Annotated in this window: 21 protein-coding genes; all 21 read left to right on the forward strand. The window is 56.8% G+C overall.

Annotated features, from left to right (window positions below; translation table 11 throughout):
* Positions 1–47: 47 nt before the first annotated feature.
* The 21 genes from aroB (at position 48) to hisA (ending at position 22787) form a co-directional block, all read left to right on the forward strand.
* Complete coding sequence (gene aroB / locus HHJ16_RS16250; protein ID WP_296902286.1) at positions 48–1163, forward strand: 3-dehydroquinate synthase; 1116 nt, start codon at positions 48–50, stop codon at positions 1161–1163.
* Between the two features lie 92 nt (positions 1164–1255).
* On the forward strand, positions 1256–2455 hold the full coding sequence (locus HHJ16_RS16255; RefSeq protein ID WP_296902288.1) for a deoxyguanosinetriphosphate triphosphohydrolase: 1200 nt from the start codon (positions 1256–1258) through the stop codon (positions 2453–2455).
* Positions 2456–2674: 219 nt separating this feature from the next.
* Positions 2675–3373: a transposase gene (locus HHJ16_RS16260; RefSeq protein WP_296902290.1), complete on the forward strand. Its 699-nt coding sequence runs from the start codon at positions 2675–2677 to the stop codon at positions 3371–3373.
* A 232-nt stretch (positions 3374–3605) separates the two neighbouring features.
* Complete coding sequence (locus tag HHJ16_RS16265; RefSeq protein WP_296902292.1) at positions 3606–8354, forward strand: glutamate synthase-related protein; 4749 nt, start codon at positions 3606–3608, stop codon at positions 8352–8354.
* A gap of 96 nt (positions 8355–8450) precedes the next feature.
* A complete protein-coding gene (locus tag HHJ16_RS16270) occupies positions 8451–9917 on the forward strand; it encodes a glutamate synthase subunit beta (protein ID WP_296902294.1) in 1467 nt (488 codons plus the stop codon).
* Between the two features lie 55 nt (positions 9918–9972).
* On the forward strand, positions 9973–10818 hold the full coding sequence (locus HHJ16_RS16275) for an ABC transporter ATP-binding protein (protein WP_296902296.1): 846 nt from the start codon (positions 9973–9975) through the stop codon (positions 10816–10818).
* The gene (gene mlaE, locus HHJ16_RS16280; protein ID WP_296902298.1) at positions 10815–11597 is read left to right on the forward strand and encodes a lipid asymmetry maintenance ABC transporter permease subunit MlaE; all 783 of its coding nucleotides are present in this window, start codon (positions 10815–10817) and stop codon (positions 11595–11597) included. Before HHJ16_RS16275 ends, mlaE begins: the two co-directional genes overlap by 4 nt.
* 10 nt (positions 11598–11607) lie before the next feature.
* Complete coding sequence (mlaD, locus tag HHJ16_RS16285) at positions 11608–12114, forward strand: outer membrane lipid asymmetry maintenance protein MlaD (protein WP_296902299.1); 507 nt, start codon at positions 11608–11610, stop codon at positions 12112–12114.
* Positions 12111–12890, forward strand: coding sequence for a VacJ family lipoprotein (locus HHJ16_RS16290; protein ID WP_296902301.1), 780 nt, complete (start codon positions 12111–12113; stop codon positions 12888–12890). The genes mlaD and HHJ16_RS16290 overlap by 4 nt, the downstream gene beginning before the upstream one ends.
* A gap of 160 nt (positions 12891–13050) precedes the next feature.
* Complete coding sequence (locus tag HHJ16_RS16295; protein ID WP_296902302.1) at positions 13051–13686, forward strand: phospholipid-binding protein MlaC; 636 nt, start codon at positions 13051–13053, stop codon at positions 13684–13686.
* Between the two features lie 14 nt (positions 13687–13700).
* Positions 13701–13982: an STAS domain-containing protein gene (locus HHJ16_RS16300; protein WP_296902304.1), complete on the forward strand. Its 282-nt coding sequence runs from the start codon at positions 13701–13703 to the stop codon at positions 13980–13982.
* A 101-nt stretch (positions 13983–14083) separates the two neighbouring features.
* On the forward strand, positions 14084–15052 hold the full coding sequence (locus HHJ16_RS16305; RefSeq protein ID WP_296902306.1) for an ABC transporter ATP-binding protein: 969 nt from the start codon (positions 14084–14086) through the stop codon (positions 15050–15052).
* Positions 15049–15804, forward strand: a complete 756-nt coding sequence (locus HHJ16_RS16310; protein ID WP_296902307.1) for an ABC transporter permease — start codon at positions 15049–15051, stop codon at positions 15802–15804. Before HHJ16_RS16305 ends, HHJ16_RS16310 begins: the two co-directional genes overlap by 4 nt.
* A gap of 17 nt (positions 15805–15821) precedes the next feature.
* Positions 15822–16067: a BolA family protein gene (locus HHJ16_RS16315; RefSeq protein ID WP_296902309.1), complete on the forward strand. Its 246-nt coding sequence runs from the start codon at positions 15822–15824 to the stop codon at positions 16065–16067.
* A 5-nt stretch (positions 16068–16072) separates the two neighbouring features.
* Positions 16073–17344 (forward strand): UDP-N-acetylglucosamine 1-carboxyvinyltransferase, encoded by a 1272-nt coding sequence (gene murA, locus HHJ16_RS16320; RefSeq protein ID WP_296902311.1) that lies wholly within the window; start codon positions 16073–16075, stop codon positions 17342–17344.
* A gap of 85 nt (positions 17345–17429) precedes the next feature.
* On the forward strand, positions 17430–18068 hold the full coding sequence (gene hisG, locus HHJ16_RS16325; RefSeq protein WP_296902313.1) for an ATP phosphoribosyltransferase: 639 nt from the start codon (positions 17430–17432) through the stop codon (positions 18066–18068).
* 18 nt (positions 18069–18086) lie between these two features.
* Positions 18087–19430, forward strand: a complete 1344-nt coding sequence (gene hisD / locus HHJ16_RS16330; RefSeq protein WP_296902315.1) for a histidinol dehydrogenase — start codon at positions 18087–18089, stop codon at positions 19428–19430.
* The gene (gene hisC / locus HHJ16_RS16335) at positions 19427–20536 is read left to right on the forward strand and encodes a histidinol-phosphate transaminase (protein WP_296902317.1); all 1110 of its coding nucleotides are present in this window, start codon (positions 19427–19429) and stop codon (positions 20534–20536) included. The genes hisD and hisC overlap by 4 nt, the downstream gene beginning before the upstream one ends.
* Positions 20533–21153, forward strand: coding sequence for an imidazoleglycerol-phosphate dehydratase HisB (gene hisB / locus HHJ16_RS16340; RefSeq protein WP_296902318.1), 621 nt, complete (start codon positions 20533–20535; stop codon positions 21151–21153). Before hisC ends, hisB begins: the two co-directional genes overlap by 4 nt.
* Before the next feature lie 132 nt (positions 21154–21285).
* Complete coding sequence (hisH, locus tag HHJ16_RS16345; protein WP_296902320.1) at positions 21286–21963, forward strand: imidazole glycerol phosphate synthase subunit HisH; 678 nt, start codon at positions 21286–21288, stop codon at positions 21961–21963.
* 83 nt (positions 21964–22046) lie between these two features.
* On the forward strand, positions 22047–22787 hold the full coding sequence (gene hisA, locus HHJ16_RS16350) for a 1-(5-phosphoribosyl)-5-[(5-phosphoribosylamino)methylideneamino]imidazole-4-carboxamide isomerase (RefSeq protein ID WP_296902321.1): 741 nt from the start codon (positions 22047–22049) through the stop codon (positions 22785–22787).
* Positions 22788–22801: the final 14 nt, after the last annotated feature.

The following is a 22801-nucleotide window of genomic DNA, read 5'->3' on the forward strand; positions in this document are numbered from 1 at the left end:
AACCGGACAGGTAAAAAAAACTGACGAGTGCCTCTACACTTGCCGTTATGCAAGCAAATTCTTCTTCCGAAGCGGTCCAGGTACACATCAGTCTGGCTGAACGTAGCTATCCAATTTTGATTGGTTCCAAGCTGCTTGGTTGCGCGCTCACCTACGAAAACCTGCCTGCCGCCGCGACAGCTCTGGTGGTGTCCAACACGACCGTAGCTCCGCTGTATGCGGAGCCGCTGATGCAAGCGCTGCAGGCGCGTTATGGCCGGGTGTTGCTGGTCACGTTGCCGGATGGGGAGATTTACAAGGACTGGGCCACCCTTCAGTTGATCTTTGACGCTTTGTTGGAAAGCGGTTGTGACCGCAAAACCGTACTTTTTGCATTAGGCGGTGGTGTCGTCGGCGATATGACGGGTTTTGCTGCAGCAAGTTACATGCGTGGCGTGCCATTTGTGCAGATACCCACGACGCTTCTGGCTCAAGTGGACTCATCCGTAGGCGGCAAAACGGGTATCAACCATCCGTTGGGGAAAAACATGATCGGAGCGTTTTACCAGCCTCTCTTGGTGGTGTGTGACCTTGATGTGTTGACGACGCTGCCGCCCCGTGAACTGAGTGCCGGCTTGGCAGAGGTGATTAAATATGGGCCGATCGCCGATATGCTGTTTTTCGAATGGATCGAAGCCCACCTTGATGCGCTGCTGGCGAAAGAGCCGACCGCACTCTCGCACGCCATACAACGCAGTTGTGAGATCAAAGCCCGGGTAGTGAGTCAGGATGAGCGCGAGTCTGGCTTGCGGGCGATTTTGAATTTTGGCCATACCTTTGGGCACGCGATCGAATCTGGCATGGGGTATGGAAATTGGCTGCACGGCGAAGGCGTGGGCTGCGGCATGGTGATGGCGGCGCACCTGTCGCAGCAATTGGGTTTGGTTGATAGCCGGTTTGTCGAGCGCTTAACCAGCCTTATCCGGCGAGCCGGGTTGCCGGTGAAGGGACCGGTACTTTCGACGACTGACAATGCCGGTCGCTACCTCGAACTCATGCGCATCGATAAAAAATCCGAGGCGGGAGAGATTCGGTTTGTGCTGATTGAGGGACCTGGTAAGGCTTCAGTGCGCACTGCGCCCGATGCGCTGGTGCGCAAAGTGATCGACGCATGCTGTGCGTAGTCAACGGTCCGAATTCCCATCAACGCGCGATTGAAACATTAGCTAATTGTGGACACGGCGATGGGACTGCAGTTGTTTTTCGTATTTAATTTATGACTTGGGCACCCGCTGCATGTGATCCCGCGTTGTCGCGCGGTCGACGTTATCCTGAAGCCCCAGCGCCGACGCGGTCCGACTTCCAGCGGGATCGCGACCGAATTGTGCACTCCACGGCTTTTCGCCGTTTAGTCTACAAAACTCAGGTATTTTTGAACCATGAAGGCGACCTGTTCCGCACTCGCCTGACTCATTCGCTGGAGGTTGCGCAACTGGGGCGCTCAATTGCCCGCACTCTTCAGCTAAATGAAGACTTGGTTGAAGCGATTGCCCTGGCGCACGATCTAGGCCACACGCCCTTCGGGCACGCGGGGCAGGATGCCTTGAATGCGTGCCTGAGAGCTCACAATCCTGCCAGCGCGGGTTTTGAACACAATTTGCAAAGTCTACGCGTCGTGGATGCGCTGGAGGAAAGTTACCCCGCGTACAACGGTTTGAATTTGACGTTCGAGACACGCGAAGGCATCTTGAAGCACTGCTCAAAACGTAATGCCCGCCATATTGAGGCTCGCGAGCCTTTCGGCGTAGCGCACCGGTTTGTCGAGCAGGCAGGCAGTGGTCCGGCATGGCGCCAGCCCAGTCTGGAGGCGCAGCTGGCCAATCTGGCGGATGAAATTGCTTACAACGCCCACGATATTGATGATGGCGTTCGCTCGGGACTGCTGAGCCTGGAACAGTTGGAAGAGGTGGCGCTGTTCCGTCAGTATCGATGCGAAACGACGGCGGCCTATCCCTATTTGAAGGGGCGACGCCTGCTGTTTGAGACCATACGGCGCATGCTCAGTGCGCAAGTCTACGACGTGATCGACGCAACGCGCCTGACGCTGAAAAAAGCGGCGCCGGCCAACGTTCAGGCGGTGCGCGAACAGGGCGCGCTGGTTTGTTTTTCGGTTCAAATGTCCTTGCAGTCGGCGTCCCTCAAGCACTTTCTGCTGCAAAATTTATACCGTCACGCTCAAGTTGTAGAAACCACGGAAGCCGCCAAGCAGGTTGTGCGCGATTTGTTTGATGCTTACATGGCCGACCCGGCCCAACTGCCGCAGGCCCATATTGACCGCTTCGACGGCATCGGAGCCTCCCACGCCGCTGGCGCCAAACCCGAGCGCGTGGTGGCCGACTATATCGCCGGCATGACCGACCGTTTCGCCGCCAAAGAGCATGAGCGGATCATGGGGCACGCTGTTTTCCCCGTTTGAAAATAAGAACACTGAGGGAGGGTTTCATGGCGCGGTCTTGGACCGCAATCCCTGAAGAAAGTCGGCTTACGCTCCTAATTCGCGATTGAAATAGCCCCACAACCCAACGCAGACTTTCGCAGTAGCTATAAAGATAATAGCAAATTTTTCACGTCGATATTCTGAATAGGGGAGGCCGGAATCCACTTATCATGACGCAAACTTCAGGCAAAGCATCTTATGGCCCGTCTTCCCCGTCTTACGCTGCCGGGCTATCCGCATCACATCATCCAGCGGGGCAATAACCGGCAGGTCATTTTTTCATCGATGGCCCACTACCAGATGATCTTGGCGCTACTGAATGAAAATGCCCTGAAGTTTGGCGTGGCGCTGCATGCCTATGTGTTGATGAACAACCATTTTCATTTGCTCGCAACCCCTGCAACCGATGAGGCGCTACCGCAGATGATGCAAGCGGTCGGCCGCAGCTATGTGCGTTATTTCAACGACAGCCAAGGACGTTCAGGTACCTTGTGGGAAGGGCGCTACCGCTCGACAGTAATAGAAACTGACCGTTACTTGTTGGCCTGTATGGCCTACATCGATCTCAATCCCGTGCGTTCCGGAGTGATGAAAGAGGCGAGAGACTATCCCTGGTCCAGCCATGGCCACTACATCGGTTTGCGGACGGACAAAATGGTGACACCCCACGCCTTGTTCTGGGCACTGGGTAACACACCCTTCGCGCGTGAAGCCGCTTACGCCGAATTGGTAAAAGCGGGCATCACGCAGAAGCAACAGGACGCGTTGACCCAATCGGCTCTTAGTGGATGGGCGTTAGGCGACGACGATTTCGTGTCTGATCTCCAAAAACGGACAGCTCGTCGAATCAAGAAAAATCAGCCCGGGCGTCCCACCGGAAAATCTCGGCAAGAGTAAGAACGCAGCACCCGTGACATTCATTTACCTGGCAACGAGTTTTAACATGTCCCCAATTAAAGTTTATGGTGTTTTCGCGGTCATTAATTAGAATCTGACCCTTATTAAAGTGCTTGGTGATATTGTTGCGGTGCACTATGCTGTGTATTCTGTGAAAAATTATGAACCCTGGGGGAAGGAGTGATGCGCGCCCGCTGCGCCGCTTTTGTCTTCCAAACGATGAGGAATTGCCATGACCACGGCTGCAGAAATTAAGCACTTTGAACAACACGGTTTGTATGCTGGCGCCAATGAGCACGATGCGTGCGGCGTCGGATTTGTCGCGCACATCAAAGGTCACAAAAGCCATGCCATCGTCCAGCAGGGTCTTAAAATCCTTGAAAACCTTGATCACCGGGGGGCAGTGGGCGCTGACAAGTTAATGGGCGACGGCGCCGGCATACTGATTCAATTGCCCGATGCCCTCTACCGGGAAGAGATGGCTAAACAAGGCGTTAACCTGCCCCCTCCGGGAGAATATGGCGTCGGCATGGTGTTTTTACCCAAAGAACACGCGTCCCGTCTGGCATGCCAGCAGGCGTTGGAACGCGCTGTCAAGGCCGAGGGCCAAATGCTGCTCGGCTGGCGCGATGTACCGGTTAACCGCGAGATGCCCATGTCGCCCACGGTGCGCGAAAAGGAACCCATTCTTCGGCAGATATTCATTGGCCGCGGCAATGACGTAATTGTTCAGGACGCGCTGGAACGCAAGCTGTACGTGATTCGCAAAACTGCCAGCGCGGCCGTTCAGAAACTGCACCTCACGCACAGCAAAGAGTATTACGTCCCCAGCATGTCCAGCCGCACAGTGGTTTACAAAGGCTTGTTGCTGGCCACGCAGGTAGGCACTTACTACCGGGATCTAACGGATACCCGCTGCGTTTCGGCGCTGGGTCTGGTGCACCAGCGTTTTTCGACCAACACCTTTCCAGAGTGGCCGCTGGCGCATCCCTATCGCTATGTTGCGCACAACGGTGAGATCAACACCGTCAAGGGGAACTACAACTGGATGAGGGCACGCGAAGGCGTGATGTCCTCACCCGTGCTCGGCGCCGATCTACAAAAACTTTACCCAATCACCTTCGCCGGCCAATCCGATACCGCCACCTTTGACAATTGCCTTGAGCTGCTGACCATGGCGGGTTACCCCATCAGCCAGGCCGTGATGATGATGATTCCCGAGCCCTGGGAGCAGCACACCAGCATGGACGAGCGCCGCAAGGCTTTTTACGAATACCATGCGGCCATGCTGGAACCGTGGGACGGTCCAGCGTCTATCGTGTTCACCGACGGCCGTCAGATTGGTGCGACGTTGGACCGCAATGGCCTGCGTCCATCGCGTTATTGCGTGACCGATGATGATCTGGTCATCATGGCCTCTGAATCAGGTGTGTTGCCGATTCCCGAACACAAAATTGTGCGCAAGTGGCGTTTGCAGCCCGGCAAAATGTTCCTGATCGATCTGGAGCAAGGTCGCATGGTGGACGATGAGGAGATCAAGGCGACGCTGGCCAACAGCAAGCCTTACAAGCAGTGGATTGAAAACCTGCGCATCAAGCTGGATGATGTCCCCAGCGAAGCGCCGACCGCATCAGTCGCTTCCAAAACCCCGACTTTGCCGGCGGCTTCGCTGCTGGACCGCCAGCAGGCTTTTGGCTACACCCAGGAAGATATCAAATTCCTGATATCACCCATGGCCATCAATGGCGAGGAAGCTACCGGCTCCATGGGCAATGACAGTCCGCTGGCCGTGCTGTCGAATCGGAACAAGCCGCTCTATAACTACTTCAAGCAATTGTTCGCGCAGGTCACCAACCCGCCGATTGACCCGATTCGCGAAGCCATCGTGATGTCGCTGGTGTCCTTCGTCGGACCCAAACCCAACCTGCTCGACATCAACCAGGTCAACCCGCCCATGCGCCTGGAAGTCAGTCAGCCCGTGCTGAACTGCGCCAACATGCAAAAACTGCGCGATATCGAAGCACACACCCAGGGCAAGTTCAAGAGCTACACCCTGGACATCACCTATCCGCTGGTTTGGGGCCATGAAGGGGTGGAGGCCAAACTTGCATCCCTGTGCGCTGAAGCGGTGGATGCCATCAAAGGCGGAAAAAATATCCTGATCGTGAGTGACCGGGCCGTGAGTGCAAGCCAGGTTGCCATTCCGGCTGTGCTGGCACTTTCAGCCATTCACCAGCACTTGGTGAAAGAGGGCTTGCGCACCACCGCAGGGCTGGTGGTTGAGACCGGTTCCGCGAGAGAAGTGCACCACTTTGCCGTGCTCGCAGGGTATGGCGCAGAAGCGGTTCATCCCTACCTCGCCATGGAGACACTGGCCGAGCTGTCCCGGGGACTTCCGGGCGACTTGAACACCGACAAGGCAATTTACAACTACACCAAAGCGGTTGGCAAAGGTCTTTCCAAGATCATGTCCAAGATGGGGGTGTCGACTTACATGAGCTATTGCGGTGCCCAGTTGTTCGAGGCGATTGGTCTGAACCGCGAAACCGTGGACAAATTCTTTACGGGCACGGCCAGTCAGGTCGAGGGCATGGGTGTGTTCGAGATTGCAGAGGAAGCCTTGCGCATGCACAAGGCCGCCTTTAGTGAAGATCCGGTGCTGGCCAATATGCTCGATGCAGGCGGTGAATACGCCTGGCGCGTACGCGGCGAAGACCACATGTGGACGCCTGACGCGATTGCCAAACTGCAGCATTCCACGCGTTCGAATAACTGGAATACCTACAAAGAGTATGCCCAGCTGATCAACGACCAGAATCGCCGCCACATGACCTTGCGTGGTTTGTTCGAATTCAAGATTGACCCCAGCAAAGCGATCCCGATTGATGAGGTCGAGTCCGCCAAGGAAATCGTCAAACGGTTCGTAACGGGTGCCATGTCGTTGGGCTCGATCAGCACCGAAGCGCATGCTACTTTGGCTGTGGCCATGAATCGCATTGGCGGCAAGAGCAACACCGGTGAGGGCGGAGAGGATCCAAACCGCTATCGCCAGGAACTCAAGGGCATTCCGATCAAAAAGGGAGAGACGCTGAAAAGCGTGATCGGTCCCAAGCAGGTCGAGGTCGATCTGCCTTTGCAGGACGGTGATTCACTACGTTCGCGTATCAAGCAGGTCGCTTCGGGCCGCTTTGGGGTTACCACCGAGTATTTGGTATCGGCTGACCAGATCCAGATCAAGATGGCGCAGGGTGCCAAGCCCGGTGAGGGCGGTCAGCTGCCAGGCGGCAAGGTGAGTGAATACATCGGTAGCCTGCGCTACTCGGTGCCGGGAGTGGGCTTGATTTCGCCACCGCCCCATCACGACATCTACTCGATCGAGGACCTCGCGCAGTTGATCCACGACTTGAAAAACGTCAACCCGCGTGCCAGCATCAGCGTCAAGCTGGTCAGCGAAGTCGGCGTGGGGACGATTGCGGCAGGCGTGGCCAAGGCCAAGTCTGACCACGTGGTCATTGCCGGCCATGACGGAGGCACGGGCGCATCGCCCTGGTCGTCCATAAAGCATGCAGGCTCTCCTTGGGAAATTGGCCTGGCTGAAACCCAGCAGACGCTGGTACTCAACCGATTGCGCGGCCGTATTCGGGTTCAGGCTGACGGCCAGATGAAAACCGGTCGCGACGTGGTCATCGGCGGGCTGTTGGGGGCCGACGAATTCGGCTTTGCCACGGCGCCGCTGGTGGTCGAAGGCTGCATCATGATGCGCAAATGCCATCTCAATACCTGCCCGGTGGGCGTGGCAACGCAAGACCCGGTATTGCGTCAAAAATTCAGTGGCAAGCCTGAGCATGTGGTCAATTACTTCTTTTTTGTCGCCGAGGAAGCGCGCCAGCTCATGGCCCAACTGGGGGTGCGCAAGTTCGATGACCTGATTGGCCGCGCCGACCTGCTGGATACACAAAAAGGCATTTCACATTGGAAGGCCAGCGGCCTGGACTTTAGCCGTCTGTTCTATCAACCCCATGTGCCAGCCGATGTGCCGCGCAGGCATGTGATGGAGCAAGACCACGGGCTCGAAAAAGCACTCGACATTCGCCTGATTGAAAAATCAAGAGCGGCCCTCGAAAAGGGGGAGAAAGTTCAGTTCATCGAGGTTGCGCGGAACGTCAACCGAACCGTGGGCGCCATGTTGTCCGGCGAATTGACGCGCATGCGCCCTGAAGGTTTGCCCGACGACACCTTGCGCATCCAGCTCGAGGGGACGGGCGGCCAGTCCTTTGGGGCCTTCCTCGCCAAAGGCATCACGCTTTACCTGATTGGCGACGCGAACGACTACACCGGCAAGGGTCTCTCGGGGGGTCGCATCGTGGTGCGGCCTAGTATCGACTTCCGCGGTGATGCCGTCAAAAACACCATTGTCGGCAACACGGTGCTTTATGGTGCCACCACTGGCGAAGCCTTTTTCAGTGGAGTCGCGGGTGAACGTTTTGCCGTTCGCCTGTCGGGTGCGACCGCCGTGGTGGAAGGCACGGGTGACCATGGCTGCGAATACATGACCGGCGGCACGGTGGTCGTGCTCGGCAAGACTGGCCGTAACTTTGCCGCGGGGATGAGCGGTGGCGTGGCCTATGTCTATGACGAAGACGGACAGTTTGCAACGCGTTGCAACACCTCCATGGTGTCGATGGACCGTGTGGTGACCACTGCCGAGCAGCACAGCCATGACAAGGCGGACTTGCATACTGGCGAAAGCGATGAAGAGCTGCTCAAACGCCTGTTGCAAGAGCACAACCGCTGGACCGGCAGCAAGCGTGCCAGAGAGCTGCTGGACCACTGGAACGAATCGCGCTTGAAGTTCGTGAAAGTGTTCCCCAATGAGTACAAACGGGCCTTGATTGAGCGCAAGGAGCGCCGACTGGACGCGGCGACCGAGACCACGCGCGCGCAGGTTGCCACCAATCAGGAAGCGGTGCTGGCCAAGTAAGGCCTCCCCTTTTTTGCTATTGTATTAATAGCTGTTTGCACCCACTCTCAGAGCGCCAACAGCGTAGAACGCTTAAAAAATCGCAGAGGACTCATCATGGGAAAAATTACCGGCTTCATGGAATACGAGCGCATTGAAGAAGGCTACAGGCCGATCACGGAGCGCTTGAAAAGTTACAAGGAATTTGTCATTGGCCTGGACCATGCCCAGGCCAATAAGCAAGCGGCGCGATGTATGGACTGCGGCACACCGTTTTGCAACAACGGCTGCCCCGTCAATAACATCATTCCCGATTTCAACGACATGGTGTTTCGTGGCGACTGGAAAAATGCAATTGACACATTGCACAGCACCAACAACTTTCCGGAATTCACCGGCCGCATCTGTCCCGCGCCGTGTGAGGCTGCTTGCACGCTCAACGTCAACAACGATGCGGTGGGAATCAAATCGATTGAGCACGCCATCATTGACCGCGCCTGGTTGGAGGGCTGGGTCACGCCCCAGTTACCGAAGCACAAAAGCGGAAAAAAGGTGGCCGTGGTGGGGTCCGGTCCTGCCGGCATGGCCGCTGCGCAGCAACTGTCTCGCGCTGGCCATGAGGTGACGTTGTTTGAGAAAAACGATCGCATCGGCGGCTTGCTGCGCTACGGCATTCCTGACTTCAAAATGGAAAAAATTCACATCGATCGCAGGGTTGAGCAGATGCAGGCCGAAGGTGTGAAGTTCAGAACCGGCGTGATGGTGGGTCGTCTTACCAAAGACTCCAAAGTAACCAACTGGGCCAAAGAGACCATCAGCCCGGAACAACTTAAAAAAGACTTCGACGCCGTCATTCTGACTGGCGGCGCTGAACAGTCCCGTGATCTGCCCGTGCCCGGCCGCGACTTGAACGGTGTGCACTTTGCGATGGAATTTTTACCGCAGCAAAACAAGATTAATGCCGGGGACAAAGTCAAAGGCCAGCTTCGGGCTGATGGCAAGCATGTGATCGTGATTGGCGGCGGCGACACAGGTTCCGACTGCGTGGGCACCAGCAACCGCCATGGCGCGGCCAGCGTGACGCAGTTTGAACTGATGCCGCAGCCGCCTGAAGAAGAGAATCGCCCCATGACTTGGCCCTATTGGCCGATCAAATTGCGAACCAGTTCCAGTCACCAGGAAGGCTGCGACCGCGAGTTTGCCATTTCGACCAAGGAACTGATGGGTGAAAAGGGAAAAGTCACGGGTCTCAAAACGGTGCGGGTCGAGTGGAAAGACGGCAAGATGGTCGAGGTGCTAGGTTCCGAGCAAATCCTGAAAGCGGACTTGGTATTGCTCGCCATGGGGTTTGTCTCGCCTGTCGCTTCGGTTCTGGAGGCCTTCGGCATTGAGAAGGATAACCGCGGTAACGCCAAGGCGAGTACTGACTTCGCGGGTGGCTATGCCACCAACGTGTCCAAGGTGTTTGCAGCAGGTGATATTCGTCGCGGTCAAAGCCTGGTGGTGTGGGCGATTCGCGAAGGCCGCCAGGCCGCTCGCTCCGTTGACGAGTTTTTGATGGGGTACAGTGATCTTCCGCGCTGAAGTCGCGTAATCCCTTATGATCCACAATCCGGAGAAACCCGGATTTTTTCTTTCTATGGCTTCATCTTCCACCCAATCCCTTGTTGAATTGCGTCACCTGACCTTCGGGTACGGGGAGCGCATCATTCTGGACGACATTTCACTGTCGGTGCCTCGGGGCAAGGTCACGGCATTGATGGGAGCCTCTGGTGGCGGCAAGACGACCATCCTCCGCTTGATTGGCGGCCAGAATCATGCACAGTCTGGACAACTTTTGTTCGACGGCCAGGACGTTACCCCCATGAAGCAACCGCAGCTCTACGCCGCGCGGCGGCGCATGGGCATGCTGTTTCAGTTTGGCGCTCTATTTGCCGACCTGAGCGTGTTTGAGAACGTTGCCTTTCCGCTGCGCGAGCATACCGATTTACCCGAAGCCCTGATTCGTGACATTGTGCTGATGAAACTCAATGCGGTGGGCTTGCGTGGCGCGCGTGACCTTATGCCCAGCGAAGTGTCGGGGGGCATGGCGCGTCGTATTGCGTTGGCGCGCGCGATTGCCCTCGACCCCGATCTGGTCATGTATGACGAACCCTTTTCCGGACTTGATCCAATTTCTCTGGGCACTTCGGCACGACTCATTCGTCAACTCAATGACACGATGGGATTGACTAGCCTCTTTGTGTCGCACGAACTGGAGCAGACTTTCGGCATTGCGGACCACGTAGTCATCCTGGCCAACGGGAAAATCGCTATCGAAGGGACACCCGACGAGGTGCGCAAAAGCACTGACCCGCTGGTCTATCAGTATGTGAATGCGTTGCCAGACGGTCCCGTCCGTTTTCATTATCCTGGAGTGACGGTTGAGGAAGACTTCGGTCTCGATGTCAAGTCCGCATCCCATAGCGCGAAGGTTTCATCATGAGCTGGTACAAACCCTCGGATGTGGGCCTCGCTACGCGCAGCAAACTGGTTAACCTGGGTTACGGCGCTCGGCTTTTTTTGAAGCTCCTCGCCTCGATTGGTTCGAGTTTTCGGCGTTTTGGTTTGGTGCGTGACCAGATCCATTTTCTCGGCAATTACTCGTTGGTCATCATCGCGGTGTCCGGGCTGTTTGTCGGTTTCGTCTTCGGTCTGCAAGGGTATTACACCTTGCAGCGATTTGGTTCTTCAGATGCATTGGGCTTGTTGGTGACGCTGACCCTGGTCCGGGAACTTGGCCCGGTGGTGACCGCGCTGCTATTCGCCGGACGGGCAGGGACCTCGTTGACAGCCGAGATCGGATTGATGAAGGCGGGTGAGCAGATCAGCGTCATGGAAATGATGGCGGTGGACCCGGTGCAACGCATTTTGGCACCCCGTTTTTGGGCAGGTGTTATTACCATGCCTTTGCTGGCCGCTGTGTTCAGCGCCATGGGCATTATTGGCGGCTGGGTCGTCGGCGTGCTGATGATCGGCGTGGACGCGGGCTCGTTCTGGAGCCAGATTCAGGGCGGTGTCGATGTCTGGAAAGATGTCGGAAACGGCATTGTCAAGAGTATCGTTTTCGGCTTTGCCGTGACTTTTATTGCCCTGATGCAAGGTTTCGAGGCGCAAGCCACACCGGAGGGGGTGGCAAGCGCCACGACGCGTACGGTGGTCGTGGCTTCCCTGGCGGTTCTGGGTCTGGATTTCATCCTGACCGCGATGATGTTTACTAATTAAGGAGAGTGTGGTGCAACGCTCAAAGATCGATGTGTGGGTGGGCTTGTTTGTCCTTATCGGCGCTGCGGCCATCTTGTTTCTCGCGCTGCAGGCTGCTAATTTGCTAAATCTGAATTTTCAGTCGACTTACCGAATTGAAGCCCATTTCGACAATATTGGCGGTCTGAAATCCAAGGCTGCGGTACGCAGCAGCGGGGTTGTCGTGGGCCGTGTGGAGTCAATCACCTTTGACGACAAGACCTTCCAGGCGCGTGTTACGCTGGCTATAGAAGGCCGTTACAGATTCCCCAAAGACAGTTCGCTCAAAATTCTCACAAGCGGCCTGCTTGGTGAGCAATATATCGGTGTGGAACCGGGCATGGATGAAAAAAATCTTGTTGCGGGTGACGTGATCAAACAAACCCAGTCGGCCGTGGTACTTGAAAATTTGATCGGCCAGTTTTTGTTTAGCAAAGCGGCGGAAAGCAGTTCTGGATCGGGGGCTGCACCGCCATCAGGGACAGCAGAGAAAAAATGACGACGCAAATCACGAATAAACCACTAGGCTGGGCCGCGGCGGCGCTAGTGCTGGCCCTCTTGCAAGGTTGCGCTACCGGGCCGAATGCCAATCCGGCCGATCCGCTTGAACCGTTGAACCGGACGGTGTTTAATTTCAACGACGGCGTGGACCGGGCGGTACTCAAACCTGTGGCGACCGTGTACAAGGACGTTACGCCGGCGCCGATTCGCACGGGCGTCGCTAGTTTTTTTGGAAATATTTCTGATGTCTGGTCGGTGGCAAACAACTTGCTGCAGTTCAAGCCTGAAGCCGCCGCAGACAGTCTTTTCCGCGTAACCGTCAATACACTGTGGGGCTTGGGTGGAATTTTCGACGTCGCCAGCGAGATGAAAATCCCCAAGCACAGTGAAGACTTTGGCAGGACGCTGGGGTATTGGGGTGTGGCTTCCGGTCCTTATCTGGTATTGCCTTTGTTGGGACCTTCCACTGTGCGTGATTCGGTCGGATCGCTGGTAGACACCCAAGGGGATCTTGTGGACCGGTCCCATAACATCCCTGTCCGTAATTCGCTGATTACCTTGCGGGCAGTGGATAAGCGAGCCAGCCTGCTCAGCGCAGGTGACTTACTTGAGCAGGCATCCCTGGATAAATACAGTTTTGCGCGCGACATCTACCTGCAGCGCCATAGTCGCCCCAATGGGAGCACGGCCGGAGCGCCCGAGGAGCGTTACGACCTGCCAGAGGCCGCACCGGGCGCAGGGGCGCCAGCAGTTCCGGATCCCGCAGTCAAGTAAAGAACGGCCTCAAGCAAGCTTTACAAAACTGCGCTAAAACTTCATCTTCTGCCCGAAAACAATACCCAAAATAACTGGAGAAGAACTGGTTTTCAGCAGGCGTTGCATGATAGTCATGCAACGATGTCGACCACAAACGCTTCCCTATCGAAGGAAAATTATGAATCGTAGAACTCTTGGCCGGTTATTGACTGCCTCGCTCAGCCTGGCGCTACTGGTATCTTCCCCCTTTGTTCGCGCCGCCGATGAGTCGCCGGATGCGCTGATCAAGCGGGTCTCTAATGAAGTCTTGGACAACATCAAGTCGGATAAGGCCATCAAAGCCGGCGACATGTCGAAGCTGATTGCGCTGGTTGACAGCAAGGTCATGCCCAACGTGAACTTTACGCGGATGACCGCCTCCGCGGTAGGTCGCAATTGGCGTCAAGCGACGGCCGAGCAGAAAACGCGTCTGCAGGAAGAATTCAAGACACTGCTGATTCGCACCTACTCCGGCGCCTTGTCACAGGTCAAGGATCAAAGCCTCAACGTCAAGCCATCGCGCGCAGGGCCGACCGATTCAGAGGTCGTGGTGCGAACCGAAGTCGTCGGTCGGGGTGAGCCGATTCAGCTGGATTACCGCATGGAGAAAACAGCGGGAGGCTGGAAAATATATGACCTCAACGTGCTGGGTGTTTGGATGGTGGAAACCTACCGCGCTCAATTTGCCCAGGAAATTACCGCAAAAGGTGTGGATGGTCTGATTGCATCGCTTGCGCAGCGCAACAAGTCCAACGCGGGTATCCCGAAGTCTTGAACCAGCAATCTGCCGTGGTAACACTCCCTTCAATATTGACGCATGACTTGGCGGCGAAGTTCGCTGTCGGGTTGAAACAGGCCGTGCAGTCCGAACCGGCTGAGGTGGTGGTTGATGCCAACGCGTTGAAGCAGTTCGACTCGTCGGCCCTGGCCGTGTTGCTGGAATGCCGGCGCCAGGCTTTGGCTGCGGGCAAAAGCTTCTACGTGCAGGGAGCGCCCGCACGGCTGCTTGAGTTGGCCACCCTCTATGGGGTTGCTGCGCTGATTCCTGCCACGCCCGCTGTCGCTGCTTGAGTCTCATTGGGGGAGAATTCGCCGCTGGGGTCTGCGTCTGCATGGGGCCTTCGGAGGCCCGGACAGGTGAATGTGAAGGCAGCCCGTAAAATGGTGGGTTAATGCCAGCTATTTCATTCCAATCCGTCTCCAAAACCTACCCCTCGGCGCGCGGTCAGACCGGCCCGCTCGTACGAGCGCTCGACCATGTGAGCTTCGATATCCAGAAGGGCGAGTTTTTCGGCTTGTTGGGTCCTAACGGGGCCGGGAAAACCACACTTATTAGTATCCTAGCGGGCCTGTCCCGGGCCACCAGCGGCTCCGTCCAGGTGCATGGCAGTGATGTTGTTACAGACTATGCCAACGCGCGACGGATGCTCGGCGTCGTGCCTCAAGAATTGGTGTTTGATCCGTTTTTTACGGTGCGCGAGGCCTTGCGCATTCAGTCGGGCTATTTCGGCATCAAAAACAACGACGCTTGGATTGACGAACTCTTGTCGAGTCTCGGGCTGACGGATAAGGCCGATGCCAACATGCGCCAACTCTCGGGCGGCATGAAGCGTCGCGTGCTGGTAGCGCAAGCGCTGGTACATAAACCTCAGGTCATTGTGCTCGACGAGCCCACCGCTGGCGTCGATGTGGAGTTGCGCCAAACCTTGTGGCAGTTCATCGCCAAACTAAACCGGCAGGGCAGCACCGTCTTATTGACGACGCACTACCTTGAAGAGGCGGAGGCTCTATGCAACCGAATAGCCATGCTGAAGCAGGGGCGCGTGGTGGCGTTGGCCGAGACGTCAGAGTTGCTGAAAGCGGCCTCGTCGAATGTGCTCCGCTTCAAAATTGACAGCGAATTACCTCCGCACTTGGCGGCCCAGGCCCGGGTGACCGGCCGGATCGTTCAGTTTCCAGCGCACAACGCCTATGAAATTGAGCAGTACCTGGCCGCTCTTCGCGAGGCGGGGTTGGTGGCGGAAGACGTGGAAATCCGCAAGGCTGATTTGGAAGACGTATTTCTGGATGTGATGAACGACGAGTCAGCGAAAGAACCTGTGGTTGCTGACGACCTTGACTTGGCTGGAGCCGCGAAATGACTGGTTGGCAAACCCTTTTTTATAAAGAAGTTCTTCGTTTCTGGAAAGTCGGCATCCAGACTGTAGGTGCGCCGGTATTGACGGCTGTGTTGTACATGCTGATTTTCGGTCATGTGCTTCAAGGACAGGTCAAGGTGTATGACCAAGTCAGTTACACCGCTTTTCTGGTACCTGGACTGGTCATGATGAGCGTGCTGCAAAACGCTTTTGCCAACAGTTCTTCTTCGCTGATTCAGAGCAAAATTATGGGTAGCCTGGTGTTTGTCCTGCTCACGCCACTGTCGCACTGGCATTGGTTTTTTGCCTACGTCGGCTCTTCGGTGGCGCGGGGATTGCTGGTCGGCGCGGGGGTGTTTGCCGTGACGGTGTTTTTTGGCCAGCCCGGCTTTGAAGCGCCGCTCTGGATCGTGGTGTTTGCAATTCTCGGGGCCTCCATGCTGGGTGCGCTGGGGGTGATCGCCGGTCTGTGGTCAGAGAAATTCGATCAGATGGCCACCTTCCAGAATTTTGTAGTCATGCCCATGACTTTTTTGAGCGGGGTGTTTTATTCCATTCATTCGCTACCGCCATTTTGGCAAAAGGTGAGCCGCCTGAATCCATTTTTTTACATGATTGACGGCTTTCGCTACGGATTTTTTGGGGTGAGTGACGTATCACCTTGGCTAAGCCTGGGCATTGTGGTGGCTGCGTTGCTTATCGTGAGCGCTGCAGCGGTCAACATGCTGCGCACGGGCTACAAAATCAGACATTAACGGAAGATCGAAACACCATGACCAGCGAAGAACTTCAAATCATTATTGCGGCAGGTCTGCCGTGCGAACACATTGATCTGTCGGGCGATGGTCGGCACTGGTATGCCACCATCGTCTCGAGCGCTTTTGAGGGCCAGCGCCGAATCCAGCGTCACCAGCAGGTGTACGCCACGCTGGGCGCGCGTATGCAGGCCGATGAAGTGCACGCCCTGTCTATGAAAACCTTCACGCCGGCCGAGTGGGCCGCCAACCAGGCTGAATAAAAGACATGGACAAACTACGCATCAGGGGCGGCCGGTCGCTGGCCGGCACCGTCGACATTTCCGGGGCCAAGAACGCCGCGCTTCCGGAGCTGTGTGCCGCCTTGCTGACCGCAGAAGCCGTGACGCTGAAGAACGTTCCGCGCCTGCAAGATGTGGCCACCATGCTCAAGTTGATTCGCAATATGGGCGTGGCCGCTGATCGCAGCCTAATTGAGCCCAGCACCGTCACTATCAACGCGGGTGAATTGAACTCACCCGAAGCGCCTTACGAATTGGTAAAAACCATGCGCGCTTCTGTTTTGGCGCTCGGTCCGCTGCTTGCGCGCTTCGGCAAAGCCCGGGTGTCGCTGCCCGGCGGCTGCGCGATCGGCTCGCGGCCCGTGGACCAACACATCAGGGGCTTGCAAGCGATGGGGGCCGAGATCGCGGTCGAGCACGGGTACATGCTGGCCAAATTTCCGGCGGGCCGGAGCCGTCTGAAGGGCGCGAACATCACGACCGACATGGTCACTGTGACGGGCACTGAAAACTTCCTGATGGCGGCTAGCCTGGCCGAGGGCGAAACCATTCTCGAAAATGCGGCGCAGGAGCCCGAGATTGGCGATTTGGCCGCGATGCTCATCAAGATGGGGGCAAACATTGAAGGTCACGGCACACGTCGTATCCGCATTAACGGCGTAGATCGCCTTCACGGCTGCACCCATCAGGTGGTAGCAGACCGCATAGAAACCGGCACCTTCCTGTGCGCAGTCGCAGCCGCTGGCGGCGACGTCATCCTGAAGCATGGGCGAGCTGATCACCTTGACGCAGTGATCGACAAACTGCGCGAGGCAGGGGCTACTGTGACGGCGGGCGATGGTTTTATCCGCATCCGGGCCCAAGGCCGCCTCAAGGCGCAGTCTTTCCGCACCACCGAATACCCCGGTTTTCCGACCGATATGCAAGCGCAGTTCATGGCCTTGAACGCCATTGCGCAGGGCACCAGCACCGTGACGGAGACGATTTTTGAAAACCGCTTCATGCACGTTAATGAGATGGTCCGGCTGGGCGCAAAGATTCAGATCGAAGGCAAGGTCGCGGTGATCGAAGGCGTCGAAAAATTCTCTGGCGCCACTGTGATGGCCACCGATTTGCGCGCCTCTGCCAGCCTGGTGATTGCCGGGCTGGTCGCTCAAGGCGAAACCGTGATAGACCGCATTTACCATCTTGATCGGGGCTACGACCGGATGGAGGCCAAGCTGCGCGGCCTGGGCGCTGATATTGAGCGAGTGAAATGACTACCGACGCTTATCGCATCGTGCGCCGCACCGCCTGTGTTCGCTTTGTTGCATCCATCTCGCTGGCATTTCTGGAGAGGCTATTTTGATTACGCTCGCCCTGTCTAAAGGACGGATCTTTGACGACATTTTGCCGCTGCTCAAGAGCGCAGGCATCGAAGTGCTCGACGATCCGGAAAAATCTCGCAAGTTAATCCTCGATACCAATCAGCCGGATTTACGTGTAGTCCTGGTTCGTGCCACCGATGTTCCGACCTATGTTCAATACGGGGGCGCCGATTTGGGTGTTGTCGGCAAGGACACGTTGCTTGAATCCGGCAGTCAGGGTTTATATCAGCCGCTGGATCTGCGAATCGCGAAGTGCCGCATTAGTGTGGCGGTACGCCAGGGGTTTGATTACGCCGCCGCCGTGAAACAGGGGTCTCGTTTGAAAGTGGCGACCAAGTACGTCGCCATTGCCCGGGATTTTTTCGCCACAAAAGGCGTTCACGTCGATTTAATCAAGCTCTACGGCAGCATGGAGCTGGCACCGCTCACGGGACTGGCTGATGCAATCGTTGACCTGGTTTCGACAGGCAACACGCTCAAGGCCAACCATTTGGTGGAGGTCGAGCGCATCATGGAGATCAGTTCCCACCTGGTCGTTAACCAGACTGCGCTCAAACTTAATCAGGCGCCCCTGCGCAAACTCATTGATGCTTTTTCCTTGGCAGTTGCCCAATAACTCATCACTCCTAATGCTATGAATTTAGTAGCTTCTCCTGTCCGCCTGTCAACTGCAACGAGCACTTTTGATGCTGAGCTCAAAGCGCGGCTGCATTGGTCTGCGGATACCGATGCAGCGATCGAACAACGGGTTGCCGAGATTTTGGCCGACGTGGAACAACGCGGCGATGCGGCGGTGCTGGAATACAGCGCCCGCTTCGATGGCTTGAACGCTGCCTCGGTGAGCGCGCTGGAACTCACGCAAGCTGAATTGAAAGTCGCTTTCGAGACCATTCCAGCGGCTCAGCGGGGCGCTTTGCAGCAGGCCGCCGGGCGTGTCCGCAGCTACCATGAGGCGCAGAAAAAGGCCAATGGCGAAAGTTGGAGCTACCGCGACGAAGACGGCACGCTGCTGGGCCAGAAGGTCACGCCGCTGGACCGGGTCGGCATTTATGTGCCCGGGGGCAAGGCAGCCTACCCCTCAACGGTGCTGATGAATGCCATCCCCGCCCATGTCGCCGGCGTGGCTGAAATTATCATGGTGGTGCCGACGCCGAAGGGCGAAAAAAATGCGTTGGTACTGGCTGCCGCGTACATCGCTGGGGTGACCCGGGTTTTCACCATTGGCGGTGCGCAAGCCGTGGCCGCACTGGCCTACGGAACCGCCACCATTTCTGCCGTGGACAAAATTACCGGTCCCGGCAACGCCTATGTGGCGGCCGCCAAGCGCCGCGTGTTTGGCATGGTAGGCATCGACATGATTGCCGGACCGTCCGAGATTTTGGTGTTGGCAGATGGCAGTACGCCCGCCGACTGGGTGGCGATGGACTTGTTCAGTCAAGCCGAGCACGATGAGCTGGCGCAAAGCATTCTGCTGTGCCCAGACTCCGCCTATATTGAGCAGGTGCAGGCTGCAATCAATCGCCTGCTGCCTTCCATGCCGCGTGCCGACATTATTGCCAAGTCCCTGAATGATCGGGGCGCGCTGATCCACACGCGCAGCATGGAAGAGGCCTGCGAGATCAGCAACCGCATTGCACCGGAGCATCTGGAAGTTTCAAGCAACGACCCACACCGCTGGGAGCCACTCCTGAAACACGCCGGCGCTATTTTTCTGGGTGCCTACACCAGCGAAAGCCTGGGTGACTATTGCGCTGGCCCCAACCATGTCTTGCCCACCAGCGGCACCGCGCGCTTCTCCAGTCCGCTGGGCGTGTATGACTTTCAAAAACGTTCCAGCTTGATCGAGGTTAGCGAGGCCGGTGCCCAGACCCTAGGAAAAATTGCCGCTGAACTTGCTTATGGCGAAGGCTTGCAGGCGCATGCCCGCGCGGCAGAGATGCGTATGCAGCCTGTTCCTGATAGGAGGGTGAACAAATGACGGTGCTCGATTCCCCGCTTGATCCGAAACTCAAAAAATTAATTCGCCAGGATGTTCAGTCCATGCAGGCGTACGCCATTCAGGATTCGGCTGGCATGGTCAAGCTCGACGCGATGGAAAACCCCCATAGTTTGCCGGCGGCTTTGCAGGCGCATTTGGGGCAGCGACTCGGTGCGCTCGCACTGAACCGTTATCCGGATGGGCGCATCAATGACTTGCGCGATGCCTTAGCAAAGTATGCCGAGATGCCCGAGGGCTTTGATCTCATGCTGGGCAATGGCTCGGACGAACTGATTTCGCTGCTCGCGATGGCCTGCGATGTTGAAGGCGGCGCCATCCTCGCGCCGGTGCCCGGCTTTGTGATGTACGGCATGAGCGCAAAGCTGCAAGGCCTGAAGTTTTTCGGCGTGCCGCTGACGGCCGACTTTGAGCTCGACGAAGCGGCGATGCTGTCCGCCATTGCCCAGCACAAGCCGTCCGTTACCTACTTGGCCTACCCGAACAATCCCACGGCCAACCTGTGGGACGACACAGTGATCGAGAAAATCATTAACGCCGTCGGCTTGCAAGGCGGCCTGGTCGTGATGGACGAGGCCTACCAACCGTTTTCGAGCAAGAGTTATATCGACCGGATTGCCAAACACCGGCATGTGCTGCTGCTGCGCACCCTGAGCAAGTTCGGGCTGGCCGGTGTACGCCTTGGCTATTTGATGGGGCCGAAAGCCCTGATTGCCGAGGTCGACAAGGTGCGGCCGCCGTACAACATCAGCGTGCTCAATTACGAGTGCGCCCTCTTTGCGCTGGAGCACCAGGACGTGTTTGCGAGCCAAGCGCAGGAGCTTGTCGCTCAGCGCACCATGCTGCTCGAAGCGCTGGGCGCCATGAAGGGAGTCAAAGCCTGGAAAAGCGACGCCAATATGATCCTGGTGCGCATCTTGGGCAACGGTGATCGGGCTACCCCAACCTTTGAAGGCATGCGCGAACGTAAGGTGCTGGTCAAAAACGTTTCTAAAATGCATTCATTGCTCGACAATTGTTTGCGACTGACAGTGGGTACTGTCCAAGAAAATTTGGCCATGCTATTTGCCCTTGAAGAATCACTATGACGACTCTTATTCCTGTCCTTTCCAAGGCTCCGCGTACCGCAGAGGTCTCGCGCAACACTGCCGAGACTAAAATCACCGTCAAGCTCAATCTGGACGGAACGGGCCTTGCCAAACTGTCAACGGGCATTGGATTTTTTGATCACATGCTGGATCAGATCGCCCGCCATGGCCTGATCGATCTGGACATTCATGCCGAAGGGGACCTGCATATCGACGGTCACCACACAGTAGAAGATGTTGGCATTACTTTCGGGCAGGCCGTGGCCAAAGCCGTTGGCGACAAAAAAGGCCTGCGCCGCTACGGTCACGCCTATGTGCCGCTTGACGAGGCGCTGTCTCGCGTCGTGGTGGATTTCTCTGGTCGTCCCGGCCTGAGCATGCAGGTGCCGTTCAAGAGCGGCATGATCGGCACGTTTGATAGTCAGCTCGCCTATGAATTCTTCCATGGCTTTGTCAACCATGCTTTTGTGACGCTGCACATTGACAACCTGAAAGGCGAAAATGCTCACCACCAGGCGGAAACGGTGTTCAAGGCCTTTGCTAGAGCCCTGCGCATGGCACTGGAAATTGATCCGCGTGCGGCGGGCGTGATTCCTTCGACCAAGGGCTCGCTGTAAAAGCCGCAAATAAGAAATGATCGCGCGATGCCTTTTGGTCCGGTCTATTTAACAGCTAAGTCTTTCGTAAACCGGGCCTAGTGGGCTATTAAAATAATAGCAAGTATTTTTTTATTCCTCTTTTTCCGTTGAATGGCTAATTTAAAAACAGTTGCGGTGGTTGATTACGGTTCGGGCAATCTGCGCTCGGTGTCGCAAGCCGTTCAGCGGGTGGCGCAAGGCAGCGGCTACGAAGTGGTGGTCACTTCGCGCCCGCAAGACGTGCTGAGCGCTGACCGCGTGGTGCTCCCAGGCCAAGGCGCCATGCACGACTGTATGCGCGCCCTCGCCGAATCGGGGCTGCAAGAGGCTGTGCTGCATGCAGCAGCGCACAAACCGCTGTTTGGGGTGTGCGTCGGCATGCAGATGCTGCTGGACACCAGCCACGAGGGGGCTTCGGCATCGGGAACGCCCGGTTTGGGGCTGATCCATGGCGACGTCGTTAAATTCGATCTGGCGGGAAGAATCCAGCCAGATGGCAGCCGCTACAAGGTGCCGCAAATGGGCTGGAACCAGGTTTACCAGACCTTGTCGGCCGGTTCACCGCATCCCCTATGGGCGGGAGTACCTGACGGAGCCTATTTCTATTTCGTCCATAGTTTTTACGCCCGCCCGTCTGATGCGCGCCACATTGCCGGCCAAGTGGACTACGGCGCGCGCTTTGCCGCAGCGATTGCACGCGATAATATTTTTGCGACCCAGTTCCACCCTGAGAAAAGTGCCGACCATGGACTGGCCCTGTATCGTAATTTCCTGCATTGGACGCCCTGAATCCTGGACCTGGCCGATTGCACCCCGAGGACCCAGGGGGAATCGTTTTTTAACCTTCTTACTTGTTTCCTTTTTACCCCAACATGCTACTCATTCCCGCGATTGACTTGAAAGATGGTCACTGCGTTCGCCTCAAACAGGGCGACATGGATCAATCCACGATTTTCAGCGAAGATCCGGCCGCCATGGCGCGTAGCTGGGTTAGTAAAGGTGCCCGCCGCCTGCACTTAGTGGATCTGAACGGCGCGTTTGCGGGTAAGCCCAAGAACGAACTCGCCATCAAGCGCATCCTCGCGGAAGTGGGCAACGAAATTGATGTCCAGCTGGGCGGCGGCATTCGCGATCTGGACACCATAGAGCGTTATCTGGACGCCGGCCTGCGCTACGTCATTATCGGCACCGCCGCGGTGAAAAATCCGGGTTTTCTGCAGGACGCCTGCACCGCTTTCGGCGGTCACATCATCGTCGGGCTGGATGCCAAAGACGGCAAAGTCGCCACCGACGGCTGGAGCAAGCTTACCGGCCACGAAGTGGTGGATTTGGGCAAAAAGTTTCAAGACTACGGCGTCGAATCCATTATTTACACGGACATTGGCCGCGACGGCATGCTGAGTGGCATCAATATTGAAGCCACCGTCAAACTTGCACAGGCGCTGACGATTCCAGTCATCGCTTCGGGAGGCCTGTCGAACATGGCCGATATCGAAGCGTTGTGCGCGGTTGAAGATGAAGGCGTGGAAGGTGTCATCTGCGGCCGCTCGATTTACAGCGGTGATCTGAATTTTGAAGCGGCTCAGACGCGCGCCGACGAGCTCAACGGCTAATCGTTCGCCCGATC

Source organism: Polaromonas sp., assembly GCF_012927485.1.
Classification (GTDB): Bacteria; Pseudomonadota; Gammaproteobacteria; order Burkholderiales; family Burkholderiaceae_C; genus Polaromonas.

Excerpts from the sequence above, each read along its gene's own strand:
- aroB (WP_296902286.1), top strand. The coding sequence starts at position 48 with ATGCAAGCAAATTCTTCTTCCGAAGCGGTCCAGGTACACATCAGTCTG.
- HHJ16_RS16255 (WP_296902288.1), top strand. The coding sequence starts at position 1,256 with ATGACTTGGGCACCCGCTGCATGTGATCCCGCGTTGTCGCGCGGTCGA.
- HHJ16_RS16260 (WP_296902290.1), top strand. The coding sequence starts at position 2,675 with ATGGCCCGTCTTCCCCGTCTTACGCTGCCGGGCTATCCGCATCACATC.
- HHJ16_RS16265 (WP_296902292.1), top strand. The coding sequence starts at position 3,606 with ATGACCACGGCTGCAGAAATTAAGCACTTTGAACAACACGGTTTGTAT.
- HHJ16_RS16270 (WP_296902294.1), top strand. The coding sequence starts at position 8,451 with ATGGGAAAAATTACCGGCTTCATGGAATACGAGCGCATTGAAGAAGGC.
- HHJ16_RS16275 (WP_296902296.1), top strand. The coding sequence starts at position 9,973 with ATGGCTTCATCTTCCACCCAATCCCTTGTTGAATTGCGTCACCTGACC.
- mlaE (WP_296902298.1), top strand. The coding sequence starts at position 10,815 with ATGAGCTGGTACAAACCCTCGGATGTGGGCCTCGCTACGCGCAGCAAA.
- HHJ16_RS16290 (WP_296902301.1), top strand. The coding sequence starts at position 12,111 with ATGACGACGCAAATCACGAATAAACCACTAGGCTGGGCCGCGGCGGCG.
- HHJ16_RS16295 (WP_296902302.1), top strand. The coding sequence starts at position 13,051 with ATGAATCGTAGAACTCTTGGCCGGTTATTGACTGCCTCGCTCAGCCTG.
- HHJ16_RS16305 (WP_296902306.1), top strand. The coding sequence starts at position 14,084 with ATGCCAGCTATTTCATTCCAATCCGTCTCCAAAACCTACCCCTCGGCG.
- HHJ16_RS16310 (WP_296902307.1), top strand. The coding sequence starts at position 15,049 with ATGACTGGTTGGCAAACCCTTTTTTATAAAGAAGTTCTTCGTTTCTGG.
- HHJ16_RS16315 (WP_296902309.1), top strand. The coding sequence starts at position 15,822 with ATGACCAGCGAAGAACTTCAAATCATTATTGCGGCAGGTCTGCCGTGC.
- murA (WP_296902311.1), top strand. The coding sequence starts at position 16,073 with ATGGACAAACTACGCATCAGGGGCGGCCGGTCGCTGGCCGGCACCGTC.
- hisD (WP_296902315.1), top strand. The coding sequence starts at position 18,087 with ATGAATTTAGTAGCTTCTCCTGTCCGCCTGTCAACTGCAACGAGCACT.
- hisC (WP_296902317.1), top strand. The coding sequence starts at position 19,427 with ATGACGGTGCTCGATTCCCCGCTTGATCCGAAACTCAAAAAATTAATT.
- hisB (WP_296902318.1), top strand. The coding sequence starts at position 20,533 with ATGACGACTCTTATTCCTGTCCTTTCCAAGGCTCCGCGTACCGCAGAG.
- hisH (WP_296902320.1), top strand. The coding sequence starts at position 21,286 with ATGGCTAATTTAAAAACAGTTGCGGTGGTTGATTACGGTTCGGGCAAT.
- hisA (WP_296902321.1), top strand. The coding sequence starts at position 22,047 with ATGCTACTCATTCCCGCGATTGACTTGAAAGATGGTCACTGCGTTCGC.